General features: G+C 44.7%; 14 protein-coding genes. 5 read left to right on the top strand and 9 right to left on the bottom strand.

Annotated elements, in window-relative coordinates:
• Positions 1–165: 165 nt before the first annotated feature.
• The 3 genes from HNQ46_RS04810 to HNQ46_RS04800 are packed head-to-tail and all read left to right on the top strand — an operon-like array spanning position 166 to position 1038.
• Positions 166–342, top strand: coding sequence for a DUF4250 domain-containing protein (locus HNQ46_RS04810; RefSeq protein ID WP_007158254.1), 177 nt, complete (start codon positions 166–168; stop codon positions 340–342).
• A 19-nt stretch (positions 343–361) separates the two neighbouring features.
• Positions 362–805 (top strand): D-aminoacyl-tRNA deacylase, encoded by a 444-nt coding sequence (gene dtd, locus HNQ46_RS04805; RefSeq protein ID WP_183683498.1) that lies wholly within the window; start codon positions 362–364, stop codon positions 803–805.
• A gap of 20 nt (positions 806–825) precedes the next feature.
• Positions 826–1038, top strand: a complete 213-nt coding sequence (locus HNQ46_RS04800; protein WP_183683496.1) for a hypothetical protein — start codon at positions 826–828, stop codon at positions 1036–1038.
• Positions 1039–1172: 134 nt separating this feature from the next.
• Here the strand turns inward: HNQ46_RS04800 and HNQ46_RS04795 are convergent, their stop codons facing one another.
• Positions 1173–2027, bottom strand: a complete 855-nt coding sequence (locus HNQ46_RS04795; RefSeq protein WP_183683494.1) for a hypothetical protein — start codon at positions 2025–2027, stop codon at positions 1173–1175.
• A gap of 339 nt (positions 2028–2366) precedes the next feature.
• Entirely contained in the window at positions 2367–3632 is a 1266-nt protein-coding gene (locus HNQ46_RS04790) for a replication-associated recombination protein A (protein WP_183683492.1), read from the bottom strand.
• A gap of 399 nt (positions 3633–4031) precedes the next feature.
• Between HNQ46_RS04790 and HNQ46_RS04785 the strand changes: the two genes are divergently transcribed.
• A complete protein-coding gene (locus tag HNQ46_RS04785) occupies positions 4032–5213 on the top strand; it encodes a M20 metallopeptidase family protein (RefSeq protein WP_183683490.1) in 1182 nt (393 codons plus the stop codon).
• A gap of 159 nt (positions 5214–5372) precedes the next feature.
• On the opposite strand, the gene HNQ46_RS04780 is transcribed toward HNQ46_RS04785, so the two are convergent.
• The 4 genes from HNQ46_RS04780 to HNQ46_RS04765 form a co-directional block, all read right to left on the bottom strand.
• A complete protein-coding gene (locus HNQ46_RS04780; protein WP_183683488.1) occupies positions 5373–5759 on the bottom strand; it encodes a VOC family protein in 387 nt (128 codons plus the stop codon).
• A 362-nt stretch (positions 5760–6121) separates the two neighbouring features.
• On the bottom strand, positions 6122–7036 hold the full coding sequence (locus HNQ46_RS04775) for a TDT family transporter (protein ID WP_183683486.1): 915 nt from the start codon (positions 7034–7036) through the stop codon (positions 6122–6124).
• Between the two features lie 9 nt (positions 7037–7045).
• Complete coding sequence (locus HNQ46_RS04770) at positions 7046–7597, bottom strand: C-GCAxxG-C-C family protein (protein ID WP_040649634.1); 552 nt, start codon at positions 7595–7597, stop codon at positions 7046–7048.
• Between the two features lie 774 nt (positions 7598–8371).
• The gene (locus HNQ46_RS04765) at positions 8372–9718 is read right to left on the bottom strand and encodes a dicarboxylate/amino acid:cation symporter (protein ID WP_183683484.1); all 1347 of its coding nucleotides are present in this window, start codon (positions 9716–9718) and stop codon (positions 8372–8374) included.
• 243 nt (positions 9719–9961) lie between these two features.
• Between HNQ46_RS04765 and HNQ46_RS04760 the strand changes: the two genes are divergently transcribed.
• Positions 9962–10669 (top strand): DJ-1 family glyoxalase III, encoded by a 708-nt coding sequence (locus HNQ46_RS04760; protein ID WP_243155851.1) that lies wholly within the window; start codon positions 9962–9964, stop codon positions 10667–10669.
• Positions 10670–11062: 393 nt separating this feature from the next.
• Here HNQ46_RS04760 and HNQ46_RS04755 read toward each other — a convergent pair whose 3' ends face one another.
• The 3 genes from HNQ46_RS04755 to HNQ46_RS04745 form a co-directional block, all read right to left on the bottom strand.
• Complete coding sequence (locus tag HNQ46_RS04755) at positions 11063–12238, bottom strand: AI-2E family transporter (RefSeq protein ID WP_183683482.1); 1176 nt, start codon at positions 12236–12238, stop codon at positions 11063–11065.
• Positions 12239–12340: 102 nt separating this feature from the next.
• Positions 12341–13267: an ABC transporter permease gene (locus HNQ46_RS04750; protein WP_183683480.1), complete on the bottom strand. Its 927-nt coding sequence runs from the start codon at positions 13265–13267 to the stop codon at positions 12341–12343.
• Positions 13257–14330 carry an ABC transporter permease gene (locus tag HNQ46_RS04745; RefSeq protein ID WP_183683478.1) on the bottom strand — a complete coding sequence of 358 codons (1074 nt, stop codon included), beginning with the start codon at positions 14328–14330 and terminating at the stop codon, positions 13257–13259. The genes HNQ46_RS04750 and HNQ46_RS04745 overlap by 11 nt, the downstream gene beginning before the upstream one ends.
• Positions 14331–14332: the final 2 nt, after the last annotated feature.

The following is a 14332-nucleotide window of genomic DNA, read 5'->3' as shown; positions in this document are numbered from 1 at the left end:
ATATAATATGTCTAATTTTTGTTTATATAAATATTTCTTTGTTCTTATTTTAATATGCCACAACAAATAATCAGGTTTGTTTACTCGTCATTTTTCTCCTCTTTTATGCTATGATAGTCTTCGTTTATCAGGGTAGCATTTCCCTCCCAAAAGAAAGGAGCAGTCATGGATATCCCCAAAGATCCTTTTATCTTACTTAGTTTCATAAATCTGAAATTAAGGGATGAATACAATAGTTTAGAAGATTTGTGCTTGGATTTACAGCTGAATAAAGATGAGCTTTGCCAAAAATTACAGGCGGCGGGTTTTGAATATCAAGAAAGTCAGAAGCAGTTTCGTTAAGATAGCCTAAGGAGGTTTTATGCGTTGTTTAGTACAAAGAGTGAAAGAAGCCAGTGTTTCCGTCTCGGGAAATGTCATCGGAGCCATTGAGAAGGGCTATTTGATCCTTCTTGGGGTAAGCCAGACCGATACGGAGGAAGTGGCGGATAAGATGCTGAAAAAGGTTTTGGATGCCCGTCTTTTTGAGGATGAAAATGGAAAAACCAATCTTTCCATTCGGGATGTTTCCGGCTCTCTTTTGGTGGTGAGTCAGTTCACCCTCTATGCAGATACCCGTCGGGGAAACCGCCCCAGCTTTATCAATGCGGGAGCCCCGGACCATGCCAATGCCTTATATGAGTATTTTTGTAAAAAGGCGGAAGAGCAGGGAATACCTCTTGCTCATGGGCAATTCGGTGCGGATATGCAGGTTGCTTTAATCAACGACGGCCCCTTTACCATTATGTATGATAGTGAGTCTTAACAGTCGAAAAGGAGTTCCTTATGATTACTTTGCAAAAAGAGGATAATTGGGATTTCTCCAAAGAAATTCTTGACGACTTGCTTCGACAAGGTTTCACAGGAGAAGAGCTTGAGAAACAATTTTATGCCCTTAAAAATGAAATTCCAAATTGCATAAAAGCTATGCTTTATGAAGCACAGCTGGTGGCTGAAGGTAAAGCGGAATTTCAAAGCTATGAGGATGTATTTGAATAAGCCAAAAGCAGCCGGAGAGAATTCTGCTTCCCTCCGGCTGCCTTTTTCATTTTCATGTTTAAATTTTGTTTTTCAATCTCTTTTTCGACCGGGCTTTAAACATTTTTAAAACCCTTTCAGCAAAGCCCCAATCCTTACTCTGCTGCCTTGATTCCCTCTGCTACAGAAACTCTGGCACGAAGAGAGGTGCTGTAGGTTACCACAACGGTCTTTCCAACATTTTCCGTAGCGGCCTTGTTCACCTCCGCGTTACCGTCTGTGGTGAAACGGAAGCTGTGGCTGTCATCGCACTTTAAGGTAACGATATCCCCGTCTACCTTCTCGATGGTTCCCTTAATCTGAAGGTTGTTGGCCTCTTCCTCTTCCAGCGCATCTTCGGTAATGGTGTAGAAAGCCAACGGATTGTTCTTCACATCTCCCAGGTAGTAAATGCTGATTTCCTTGCCAACGCCCAAGCCTTCCTTTGTAAGATCCAGCTCAAATGCCGGTCTTTGGAAAACGAAGGTGTCGCCGTACTTCTTGCCTTCTGTATCCTCTCCCTGAGTAGCCGCCTCACGGAAGTCGGGAATTTCCTTTACGGTAATGCTCTTGTCGTCCACCGCGGTGATTTCACCGTAGAGATTGGACTCGTCATTGAAGTCCTCTGTGGTAAACTCGTAAGGAACGGATACGGTTACCGTTTTAATTGTCATGCCGTCCTGAGGCTCTGTGCCCTCATAGCCGATTTCCACCTCGTCTCCTGCCATCAGGTCCCAAGTAGAATCCAGTTTCGCGCCCTTGCTGTCAAAGGTGTAAACCTTTCCTTCTCCGGTTTCTACCGTTAACTTTCCTTCTTCAATCTTCTGTATCTTGGCACTAAGACTATTCTCCGATAATGCTTCAGAGCTGGGCTCCTCTGCTGCCGCCTTTGATTCCTGGCTTGCCTTCTTTCCACAGCCTGCTGCAAAAATCATAAGTCCTGCCATGGTAATCAAAATCGCTTTTTTCATAGTTGTCCTCCTACTGTATTTCCACTTCTTTACGGTCAAATGCAGAAATGTCTACTGTTCCGATTCAAGGAACATTTTCATACTAACAGATAGATGGGAATATAGTATTGCCTTTTTCTGTCTTATTTCTTAAAGAATACGAAGAAAATGCAGGGAATTCCACATCTTTTTCATGATTTTTTCTAAAGCTTATCTCTTCTCTTCCTGACGTGCAGAGCTATCCCTCTTTGGTGACAATGGTTTTAGAAACCGTGCAATTCTCTTCCTGACGTGCAGGGCTATCCCGCTTCTCCTTGACGGAGGAAGACGTTTATCGGATTTTCTTTCCTACGCATAATACTATTCTTCTCTCTCGTAGAAAATTATGTCCTTAATTTCAGTGGGCAAATACTGCTGTTCCACATAGTGTCCCGGATAGTCATGGGGGTATTTATAGCCTATGCCCCGTCCCAGCTGCTCATGCCCTGCGTAGTGGGCATCTCTTAAATAAGAAGGAATGGGCAAATTCCCCTTTTCCCGAACCACTTCGTTAGCGGACATAATGGCCTTGACACAGGCATTGGACTTCTTGGCAGAAGCCACATAGGTACAGGCTTGGGATAAAATGATTTGGGCCTCCGGCATGCCGATTCTCTCCACCGCAAGGCTGGCGCTGGTTGCCAAAACCAAGGCCTGGGGATCCGCATTTCCCACATCCTCCGATGCGCAAATCATGATTCGTCTGGCAATAAAGCGGATATCCTCTCCGGATTGCAGCATTTTCGAAAGATAATATACCGCCGCCTGAGGGTCCGAGCCTCGCATGGATTTGATAAAGGCGGAAATGGTGTCATAATGCTCCGACTCCCCGTCATAGCGAAGAAGCTTCTCCTGCATACACTCCGCCACCACCTCCTTGGTGATGCGGATTTCCCCGGTCGCAGAAGGATTGGTACTAAGAATCGCAAGCTCTAAAGCATTTAAGGCCACTCTGGCATCTCCGAAGGCATGCTCTGCCAAAAAGGTACAAGCCTCTTCCTCCAGCACCGCATTATAATTTCCCATACCTCGAGTCTTATCCTGCGCCGCCGTTTGTAGTAGCTTTACAATTTCTTCCTTCTTAAGGGAGTGTAATTCAAAAAGCTGGGAACGGGAAAGCAGGGCGGTATTCACCTCAAAGTAGGGGTTCTCCGTAGTCGCCCCGATCAAAATGATGGTACCCTCCTCCACATGGGGCAGAAGATAATCCTGCTGGGCCTTATTAAAGCGATGAATCTCATCCACAAACAAAATGGTTTTCCTGCCGTAGCCCCCCATATTTTCCTTGGCTCTTGCCACCGCATCTTCCATATCCTTCTTTCCGGCGGTGGTAGCGTTGATGGAGATAAAATCCGCCTTGCTGCTGTTGGCAATCACCTTCGCCAAAGAAGTCTTTCCCGTTCCGGGAGGTCCGAAAAAAAGAAGAGAATGCAGCTGGTCTGAGCGAATCAGACGGGATAAGAGCTTATCCTTTCCTAAAATATGCTCCTGCCCCACCACTTCTTCCAAGCTTCTTGGCCGCATTCTGGCGGCTAAGGGCGCCATCTTCTCTTTATTTTTCTCTGCCTGGTAGCTAAAGATATCCATGCTTATCCTTTCTTATTGAAATGCAATACTGTTGAGATGCAATACCGTTGAAATAAACTGCTTTGCAAAGCAAAGTGATTGATTACTATACTGCTATAATTTGTACTTCCAGGCTTTATTGTAGCTTGCTCCCCTTGCTTCCACAAGCTTATCTTCCTAAGCTGATTATAATGTCCGTCTATCAACATTTTGGAAAGATAAAATGTCCATCCATCAACATTTTAGAAGGATAAAATGTCCGTTCATCAACATTTTGGAAAGATAAAATGTCCATTCATCAACATTTTGGAAAGGATACTCGTTACTTTTTTATGGCTTTATACTATGATACATAGAAAGGATTCTATGCGGTGAATGCGAAATACTTGAAAGTTTTATGACAGAAGGGAAGGAAAATGTATGTGGTGGGAAGAATGCAAAAGTATAGAAGCAAAGATTATTGCCATGCGAAGGGACTTGCATAAAATACCGGAGCTTGGCTTTCATTTGCCAAAAACTCGAGATTATGTCACTCATCAATTAGATGAAATCGGCATTCCTTATCAGCTTTCTGAAAAGGACAGCAGCATTATCGCCACTTTAAAGGGAAAACAGCCCGGAAAAGTTCTGGCTCTTCGGGCGGATATGGATGCCCTGCCCATAACAGAAGATACTGAGCTCCCCTTTTGTTCCGAGCATAAGGGTTGTATGCACGCCTGCGGTCATGATGCTCACACGGCTATGCTGTTGGGCGCTATTCGGGTTCTCTATCCCCATCGAGAGGAACTGAGGGGAGAAATTCGTTTTCTCTTTCAAACCGCTGAAGAGCAGGCAAAGGGGGCTACTGTTTTGCTGGAAAAGGACGCTTTAGAAGGGGTAGATGCCATTTTCGGAATGCATATCGGAAGCATCTTAGGCAAGGATATTCCCAGTGGTACTATGGTCTGTGTCCCCGGCCCGGTAATGGCGTCCTATGATCGTTTTATCCTGGAGGTGCAGGGTGTGGGGTGTCACGCCTCCACTCCGGAGAAAGGCATTGACCCCATCAACATTGCCGCCCATATTGTATTGGCTTTGCAGGCGATTCCCTCCAGAGAAATTGCCGGAACGGAGCCAGCCATTCTCACCATCGGCCTGATTCAGGGTGGAGAGCTCTACAATGCGATTCCCTCCACTGTACGGATTGAAGGGACTACCCGAGCTTTTCAGGAAGATATTCGGCAAAGACTGGCAAAACGTATTGAAGAAGTAGCGGAAAACACTGCCAAAGCCTTCGGCGGAACGGTAAACTTCCGTATGGACTTCGGCGCACCGCCTGTTACCAATGATTCGGATGTGACTGCATTGGCGCAGGGCTGCCTCAAAGAAGTTTTTCAGGATAAGCTCCTGACCCACATAGATAAGCCCAGTATGATCGGGGAGGACTTTGCCCTATACCAGCAGAGAGTTCCGGGATGCTTTTTGTTTTTAAGCTCCTCCAATCCGGAAAAGGGAACCGATTACCCCCACCACCACGCCAAGTTTACCGTGGATGAGGATGTTCTTTGGAAGGGAAGTGCCGCTTTCGTGGCTCTGGCGGAAGGTTTTCTAAACGGACAATAATCACCTTAAATCTTTGATTTTATAAATTTTAGTTCTGTTACCACATAACGTAAAACTCATAAACGAGATACCGCACACTACGCGAGCGATACTCGTTAAGAATGCAAAAAGCGACTTCCTTGGGAAAACCCCTTAGAAGTCGCTTTCTTTATTCTTATCTTATCGCCAAGTAATAGGCTTGGTTCTATCCGGAATTATCTCAATCCAGTATCCATCCGGATCTTCGATAAAATAAATTCCCATGCCATGATTCTCAAAACAAATGCATCCCATCTTTTCATGCCGGTCATGGGCCGCACCGATATCCACAGTCCTAAGAGCCAAATGGAACTCCTGCTCTCCCAAATCATAGGCTTCTGTTCTGTTCTTCAGATAGGTTAACTCCAAACGAAAATCAGTAGAATCATCTCCCAGATAAACGATAATAAAATCATCCTGCTCATTTCTGCTTAATTCATGTAAGTCCAGCGCTTCCGCATAAAAGCGCAAACTTCTCTGCAGATCCAGTACATTAAAATTAAAATGATTAAATGAAAAATCGCTCATTGCTTCCCCTTTTCCGTTGTCCTTCAACTATTCTTTCTGTCCCATCCCTGCAAGTATTTCCTTAGGATAACAGAGAAAAACTACGGTGACAAGGAATTCCCCAAAGAATAAAGAGAATTTTAGAAACAAATAGGAGAAACTAACGGGGGTATCAAAGGGACTATCACCAATACTATATGCGTATCAAATCAATAGGTCCGAAGCGGGGCACGCTCTCGCTAACTTCGCCTCATAGGGGTTCTAAGCTTTCAAATAACAAAAGCTAAGAACCCATGGGCTCAGATTACCCCTGCTTCGGACCTATTGATTCGATGCGCTATTTAATTCTATTTTTCTTAGTCCCTTTGAGACTTTCTTTTTCGTTAAGCCTTCTTTAGGAAGATATGCTCCAAAAATCTCAGGCAGGCATAGATGGTAAAGCCTGCGGCAATGATGGTTTCCAGTAAAACCACCGGCTGCATGAAGGCAAGGCTCATTCCCATTTTCCCTAAAACCATCACGCTTTGCTTTGTAGCAATAGCGGAAATAACGAAGGGGAAGGTGAAGGCTGCATAGCTTGGGTAGAAGGGGAGCTTCAGGAAGGAAATGCTCTTTACCAGGGCAAAAAGGTAAATCACCGAGGTTGCTGCCAGTAAGAAGAGTACAAATCCCTGATTCTTCTCCGCAAATGCCTGATTATAGCCGGCTGTGCAAAGAGCCATAGGTGCTGCATAGATCATCATTAAAGGCTTTGCAGGTTCCGGTACCGGCATTTTCAGATAACGTTTCGAAACCACCACCAAAAGAATCAACAGGGCGATAAAGCCGAAGTAAAAGATTCCCTGTCCCAAAGCCTGCATTTTATAAGCAGGAGAAGTAAGGGATGCCACTACGATTCCCACATAAACGATGTACCATACTGTATGGACATTTTTCTCCTCAAAGTGCAAAACGTAGATCTTTGTGAAATAGAGGAATAAAAGAATCTGTAGCAGGATGGCTACACACCATAAGGGAAAGGCAATGCCCGGAACAAAGGGCTTTGCATACACGGAAAACAACATTAAAGCCATGGGGAAGGTGGCGGTAACACCGGCGCCAATGGGATTGCTGAATTCTTCTTTGAGTACTTGTGGAAAGAAAATCGCCTTACACAGAAGAAGAAGGAGTAGTACAAAGGCTACTCCTCCAAAAATCAGGCGAATCCCCTCACCGTAGGACTGTAATAAATTTCCCAAAGCCGCCATTCCCAAAATCACACCGGAAATAGCCAAGGGCACTCTTTTGATTTTTTCCATACTTCCTCCTTATACCACTTCTTTTACAGGTGGAAGGTAAGGTGCTTCCAGACCCTTGATAGGCTCGGAATCAACATTTTCAACTCCTAACTCTCTGCAAAGAATCTCTGCAACCTTTCCGGCGCAAAGTCCTGTGAAAGCAATACACTGCTTCTTATGCTCTCCCCCTGCCATATCAAAGCCTCTGGTAAGAACACGGCAGCAAGCGGCATGCTTAGCGTTGGAGTCTCTAAACCAATCGTGTAATTCCTTGGACAATGCCATTAAAGCATTTACCTTTGGATCCTTAGGACCGTCCGGTGTTGTTCTACCGAAGAACATACCAAGGGCAAGGATTCCGCCGTTTAAAGCTCCGCACATACAGCCGGAACGACCTGCTCCGATAGACATACCGGAAGACATGGCAATAACGGACTCCGGAACATCAGCCTGGAAAGCGTCACGGATTACGGACATTACCGCCTCACAGCAGAAATATCCGCCGGCATACTGCTCCTCTGCCTTTCTCTGTACTTCCTGAGGGCTTACCTTCGTTGCATGATAAGTAACAATAGACTCCATGTTTTTTCTCCTTTTATGACGTCTTTCCAACATTGAATGCAGTAAACAGAATCTCCCTGGCGAAATTTCTTTCGCTTGTCGGGATAAAAAAAATTCTCCCTTCTGATAGGCTCTTTCCGGTCTATGAAAGGAAAATGTTTTACGCTCACTTCTGTTTCTCGGAAAAGTGATTTTGAGGAAAGACAATGATGAGTATTCTTCTCCGACCGCATCTATTTTATCTAAGGGAATGGTTAAAGTCTAATTTTGAATTCTTATAAAACTCTCTATTTTATGTGTTTTTACTATAATTAATCTTTAAGATATATTGTATAAAATTTCTTTTCTTATGCATAAGAGCTTTTTCTTTTCTTTCTGACTCCTTTTGGGAAAATCCTTGTATTTCCTTATAGATAGCAAAAAACCCGGCGTTGCCGTCGGGTTCTCTGCTGTATAGAGTAGTAAGGGTCGATTAAAACTGTTCGCCAATTTTTAGGTCGAATCCTTATCGATTCGAGTAAGGCAATTCTACCCTATTTCTCCTGGCTTGTCAATTCTTTTTCAATCCTTTTTGGGCATTTTATCCTGTTTTCTTCATTAAAATAATTATCAATTTGAGCTTTTTGCATAAATCCATTTTATGCATAGATATAAATGAAGTATACCGTCCTTTTTTTCGCTTTAAAAGGGGATATTTTTTCGTTACTTGCCGGCTTATTTCAGAAGCCGGTTTAGCCGGTTTTTCATCTGCCCTTAGGCATTTTCAGAAGGAGAATTAGCCAACTTTTATCTGCTTCAGGCATTTTCAGAGGAAAGCTTTCCGGTTTCCTTCTTCTTATACCAATCCTTTCCCAGCATGATTCTACTGATCAGCATGGAGGCCACCGTATCGCCGCAGGAGTTCAACAAGGTACATCCGGCGTCAAAAAGCTGGGTCAGCATCAGCATCATAGGCAAGGCCTGTGGCGGAAAACCGAAGGCCGCAAGAATCATGGTTTCCATCGCAGCTCCGCCACCGGGTACGGAGGAAACTGCCACACTGGCTACTACGGATACCACTATCGCATAAAGATAATCTCCTATTCCATGGAAGGAATGGCCGAAAAGAGCGGAAACCAATAAAATCTCATACACTGTCGCAAGACATGCTCCATCCATGTGGCAGGTGGCTCCGGTAGGAATTACTACTGAGGAAATCTCTCTCGGAACGCCCAGTTCGTCACAGGATTCCAGCTGTAAGGGAATGGCTGCGGCAGAGCTTCTGGTTCCCAATGCCGTTAATGCCGGAAGAAAAATTACCCGGAAGAAATTTTTCACTCCCCAGGGGCCTGCTGCCAGAAAGGCATAGAAGCCAAGGAAAAGGAAGAAATATACGATAACCGTGGGATAAAAGGTAAGTAAGGCTCTTCCATAGGTTTTAATCAAATCCATTCCATAGGTACCGGTTAAATCCGCAAAATAGGCCCCGATTCCAATGGGGGCCAGCTTCATTAAAAGAGAAACCATCTTATAAAAGACCTTGGACCACTGACTGAGGAAATTGGCAACGTATTCGCCTTCCTTTCCCATTAGAGAAACTGCCATTCCGGTAAAGATGGAAAAGATAATTAAAGGAAGGATGTGGGCCCGGCTGATGACCAGGGGGAAGTCGGAAACCGTGAACATGTCTACAACCTGCGTAGCCATATCCGTTTTCTTGATTTCCTCTACCGCCTCCGATACCAGATTCAAATTGGTATCCAGTCCCACAAAATGCACTACGGTAAACATCAATATAGCTGCGATAGCTGCAGTACCCACAAAAATCAGAATCAGGTAAAAAAGCAATTTTCCGACCTTATTGGTATCCGATACATTGGCAATGGAGGCGGAAATAGAGAAGAAAATCAGCGGTACCAGGAGGGTAAACAAAAGATTTAGAAAAATCTGTCCCACCGGCTTTAAAAATGCCACCTTCTCCCGAAATACCAATCCTAAAACAGCACCTATCGTTACACACAGCAGGAGAAGCAGCGGTTCCTTATAGGCTTCAAGCCCTCCCTTATTTTGCGGGTTCTGTTTCGAGCCGCCTTCTCTCTCTACATCTGCGCTGTTCTGCGACATCATTCCACTTTCCTCTACTATCTCTTTCTTTTCTCCCATAGACTCTCCCTTCTTTCAACCAATCACCCTTACACTCCACTTTTACTACATTTCCGCCAAAGAAGTCCCGTATTTTACTGATATGATTAGTGAAATTATTACAATTTTATACTACTTTTAATATTTTATTCAAAAAGCTTTTTTTTGCAAGATAAAATTTTCCAAAGCTTTTTCAAACATTTTCCTGCTCTTCTGCTCACAGTTCTTCTCACTCTATTTCTTTTTCAAAAAATGGAGTAAGATATGTATTGTAGTGTAAGAAAGCTAAGCACCGGCAGCAATGAAAGTAATGGCGGTAATGAAAGTAATGGCAGTAAGGGCTGTAATGAAAGTGATGACTGTAATGAAATACAAAAAGCGTTGAAAGGAGTTTCTATGAAAAAGGTACTGGCATTTTTTGCGGAAGGCACGGAAGAAATTGAATGTTTAATGGTGGTGGATATTTTACGAAGAGCAGGTGTATCGGTGGAGCTTATTGCAGTTGCTCCGGATAAGCTCGTGAAGGGTTCCCACCAGATTACCATCCTCTGTGATAAGAATATTTCCGAGCTTACGGAAAATGATTTTTCCACCGCAGATTTACTTTTCTTACCCGGTGGAATCCCGGGCGTTCCCCACTTAGAGGAAAATAAAAGCCTGCTGGAAGCTTTGCAAAAGCAGTTCCAAGCAGGAAAGGATCTGGCCGCAATCTGTGCCGCTCCCGGCATTTTCGGACGTCTGGGATTTTTGAAAGGGCAACACTTCACCTGCTATCCGGGCTTTGAAGAAGGCATCTCCGACGTAGACGGCGCAAAATGGAGCGGAAAAGCCGTGGAAGTCGGAAAACAGATCATCACAGGGAGAGGAATGGGCGTCGCTTTAGACTTCGCTTTGGCACTGGTGGAAAGACTGGAAGGTGCAGAAAAAGCAGCTCAGCTAAAGAAAGGGGTACAGCACCCGGAATGCATTTAAACCTATGTTGTTTCAATTATCATTAAGAGGTGAAGCAATAAATTCAGCCAGGTTTTCTATAGGATAGGGATGAAACGAGTGGTAATCTGAGCCCGATACTTGCAAAATCTGATGAAGTGAAGAACTGTAAAAATCAATATGTGAAGCGAATAATGCAGTATGGGTCTATAATAGGGGCAATCTGAGCCCGTCAGTACTTACTGAAAGCGAGCAAAGCGAAGCTTGAAGTTAGTACTGTTACGAAGGCGAAGTTAGCGGGAGCGTGCCACGATTATAGACCCATACTGCATTTGAGCGCATCCTTATGATAAGTACAGTCCTTCAATACATTGGATTAGGCTAGCGAAAGCGTGCCACGAATTTCATCCCTATCCTAATTAGAAAACCGTAAATTTATGAATTCGCCTTCTTTGCTTCCCCTCTTTCTATCATCCGATCCACCTGTAACTTAATCAAACCGGCGATGGGGGCTGCCAGGAAGATTCCCAAAACTCCCCCCACTGCGCCGCCGATAATTAAAGAGATCATTACCAGTAGAGGATGGATATCGATACTGTTGGAAAGCAGTCTGGGGTTAATCACGTTTCCATCAACGGTCTGAATCGCAAACAGGGCTAAGACAGCCGGTAATAATTTAGAAAAATCCCCGTAAAGAGTACACACTAAAATGGTTGTTCCATAGGCCACAAAGGGACCCACATAGGGTATTAGATTTCCGATTCCGGTAAGAATTCCTATGGCTACGGCATAGCGTACCCCTATAAGACTTAGGCTAAAACTAACCAAAATAGCCATAATGATGCCGTCAATCATCTGTCCACGGATATAACCGGAAAAGGCTCTATCCGCATCCTTTAGAAATCCGCGAAAGGCTAAAACTCTCTTTTCCCCCAAGATCAGGCGAAAAATTCTTTCCCAATATAGCGCAATCTTTACCCCATCTGCCAGAAAATAAATAGAAAAAATAATACCAAAGAGCAGAGTGCCTATCAGGCTTCCCATATTTCCCACGGAGGATATGAAATTACTGCCCAGGTTTTGTACAAAGCTTAAAAGCTTTGCTAAAAAAGTCCGTATTCCCTCCTGCAAATCATTTCCCGCAATAGGAATCTCTGAAACTCTTTGGTTCAAATCCTCATAAAAACTTTTTAAAAGAAGCAGTACGCTCTCCAATCCCTTAGCAAAATCTTCTCCCTGAATCAGCTGAATATTTTTGGTCAGTACGGATACAAAAAGAGAGGCAAGCAGTACCAGAAAAAGTAATATCAAGAGATAGCAAAGCAGAATGCCCAGATTTTTCCGTAATTTCTCTTTCTTCTGAAAAAGAGGAATTTTCCCTAAGGCCCTCTCCAGTATGGTACAGAGAGGACTCAGCAAATACGCCAAAGCAAATCCCAAGAGCAAAGGAGAAGTCACTTGGGACAGCCAGGAAAAGTGCCTTGTCCATAATGAGGGAATCCTTTCCAGATGATCCACCAAACGGCTTCCCAGATGATACAGGAGAGCCGTCAGCAATACATATACTGAAATCATCAGGTATTTTTTATTCCATAAATCTTTCCAATTCATTTCTTTACTTCCCTACTCTTCTACTATCTTTGCTTTAACCGCAGTTATTGCCCTGACCGGTTGTTTTACTTTCATCGTTGTCTTTATACTCGCTACTCTTCCTTATCTCGTCCGAACAAAGATTCTGCCGTTTGCCTTTGGCACATGTCCTGCTCCTACAAAGAATACCAAGGTCAGAATGGTTACCACATAGGGAATCATGGAGAGCAAGTGAGGAGATACCATATTTCCGGATCCAAGCAATGCACGAAGACCGTTACACAGTCCGAAAATCAGGCAGCCCAGGAAGGTTCCCTGGGGCGTAAATTTTCCGAAAATCACCGCCGCAATGGCGATAAATCCCTGTCCCACAATAACGGAAGGGCGGAACTGGGATACGGTAGCCAAGGTCACAAAGGCTCCTCCCAGGCCGGACAAAAAGCCGGAAAGAATCACCGCAATGTAACGAACCTTATAGACATTGATTCCCAAGGTTTCACAGGCCCAGGGGTGTTCTCCTGCTGCCCGGAGCCGCATACCGTAACGGGTTTTAAAGAAAATAAACCAAAGCAAAAGCACCAAAAGAAAGCTAAGATAAGCCACGGAATAGGTGCTTACCACATTGTACAGGAAGGAACCTGAGGCAAACTTCCCTTCAAACATCTTCGGAAGCTTTGCGGATAAATCCAAAGCCGGTGTGTCTGAAGAATTGTCAAAAATCGCCTTACAAAGGAAAACTGCAAAGCCCGGTCCGACAAAGTTAATGGCCGTTCCCGCAATGGTTTGATCCGCATGAAGGGACACACAAACCACCGCATGAATCAAACCAAGAAGAGCTCCGGCACAGCCTCCCGCAAAAAATCCCAGCCATCCGTTTCCGGTAAAATAGGCTACACAGGCTCCTACAAAGGCGCCCAGAGTCATCATTCCTTCGATTCCGATATTTACCACACCGGAACGCTCGGAGCAACAAGAACCAAGCCCTGCCAAGAGGAGGGGTGGCGTAGAAATCAAAACCGCATTTAACAGTAATCCCAGATCATTCAGCATGGCTTTCTCCCTTCTTTTGGAACCCTCTCTGTACCAGATTTTTAATCACCGGCGTGATGGCGATGAAAATGATGATGGTTCCCATGATAATGCTTACCACTTCCGCAGGAACATCCACCGTTGTTAATTTGTTTCCGCCATACTTCATGGCGCCATAGAAAAGACCGGAGAAAATGCAGCCAAGGGGATGGGTTCCTCCAATCAACGCCACCGTAATGCCCTGGAAGCCATAGCCCTCCTGGGCGGCAAACATGGAGACACGTTCAGACATACCCAGGATTTGCACTGCTCCCCCAAGACCTGCCAGAACACCGGATAAGGACATAGACAAAAGGAAAACTCTCTTGGAATTGATTCCCCCATACTCCGCAGCACTGCGGGAATAGCCCACCGCCCGAAGCTGATAGCCAAAAGTGGTTTTGCTCAGAATGAACCAGATCAGAAAGGCAAAGAGCAAAGCCAAAGGCACTCCGGCATGAAGCTCCGCTCCCCCCGCAAAGGGAATCAAAGCCTGGGGAATCTTCATGGAGGCGGTCGCTAAAATATTCTTACTGGCCTCTGCTCCCTGGTCGGTATGAATCGTCTTTAAATTCACCACATAGTTGGAAAAATAGAAAGCAATCCAGTTAAACATAATATAGGAAAGCACCTCATTGATACCCTTTTTCACCTTGAGAAGGCCTACCAAAAAGCCCCAAAAAGCGCCGGCAAGAGCCGCTACCACAAGGCAGAGAAGCACATGGAGGGGCGCAGGCAAAGGAAATAAAATGCCCACCACAACAGCTGCCAAACTGCCCATCACAAACTGACCCTCTGCGCCGATATTAAAAATTCCGGTACGGAAGGAGAAAGCAACGGACAGACCTGTGAAAATCAGGGGTGCTCCGTAAATGATGCTGTAAAACATAAACTTAGGCTTACCAAAAACACCCTGATACAATTTTCCGTAGGCCTTCACCGGGGAAACCCCGATGGCCTGCAATAAAACAGCCCCTACCAAAAAGCCGATGGCGATGGAAAGAAGGGTGTAAAGCAAGGAACTCTTTAATATTTTCTCTTTCATAC

It is taken from the genome of Oribacterium sinus, from assembly GCF_014202695.1.
GTDB classification, from domain to species: Bacteria; Bacillota; Clostridia; order Lachnospirales; family Lachnospiraceae; genus Oribacterium; species Oribacterium sinus.
The sequence above is the reverse complement of the archived record's forward strand: the minus strand, read 5'-3'. Positions and strand labels throughout refer to the sequence as shown.

Coding starts and splice junctions, on each gene's coding strand:
- HNQ46_RS04810 (WP_007158254.1), top strand. CDS start 166: ATGGATATCCCCAAAGATCCTTTTATCTTACTTAGTTTCATAAATCTG.
- dtd (WP_183683498.1), top strand. CDS start 362: ATGCGTTGTTTAGTACAAAGAGTGAAAGAAGCCAGTGTTTCCGTCTCG.
- HNQ46_RS04800 (WP_183683496.1), top strand. CDS start 826: ATGATTACTTTGCAAAAAGAGGATAATTGGGATTTCTCCAAAGAAATT.
- HNQ46_RS04795 (WP_183683494.1), bottom strand. CDS start 2,027: ATGAAAAAAGCGATTTTGATTACCATGGCAGGACTTATGATTTTTGCA.
- HNQ46_RS04790 (WP_183683492.1), bottom strand. CDS start 3,632: ATGGATATCTTTAGCTACCAGGCAGAGAAAAATAAAGAGAAGATGGCG.
- HNQ46_RS04785 (WP_183683490.1), top strand. CDS start 4,032: ATGTGGTGGGAAGAATGCAAAAGTATAGAAGCAAAGATTATTGCCATG.
- HNQ46_RS04780 (WP_183683488.1), bottom strand. CDS start 5,759: ATGAGCGATTTTTCATTTAATCATTTTAATTTTAATGTACTGGATCTG.
- HNQ46_RS04775 (WP_183683486.1), bottom strand. CDS start 7,036: ATGGAAAAAATCAAAAGAGTGCCCTTGGCTATTTCCGGTGTGATTTTG.
- HNQ46_RS04770 (WP_040649634.1), bottom strand. CDS start 7,597: ATGGAGTCTATTGTTACTTATCATGCAACGAAGGTAAGCCCTCAGGAA.
- HNQ46_RS04765 (WP_183683484.1), bottom strand. CDS start 9,718: ATGGGAGAAAAGAAAGAGATAGTAGAGGAAAGTGGAATGATGTCGCAG.
- HNQ46_RS04760 (WP_243155851.1), top strand. CDS start 9,962: ATGTATTGTAGTGTAAGAAAGCTAAGCACCGGCAGCAATGAAAGTAAT.
- HNQ46_RS04755 (WP_183683482.1), bottom strand. CDS start 12,238: ATGAATTGGAAAGATTTATGGAATAAAAAATACCTGATGATTTCAGTA.
- HNQ46_RS04750 (WP_183683480.1), bottom strand. CDS start 13,267: ATGCTGAATGATCTGGGATTACTGTTAAATGCGGTTTTGATTTCTACG.
- HNQ46_RS04745 (WP_183683478.1), bottom strand. CDS start 14,330: ATGAAAGAGAAAATATTAAAGAGTTCCTTGCTTTACACCCTTCTTTCC.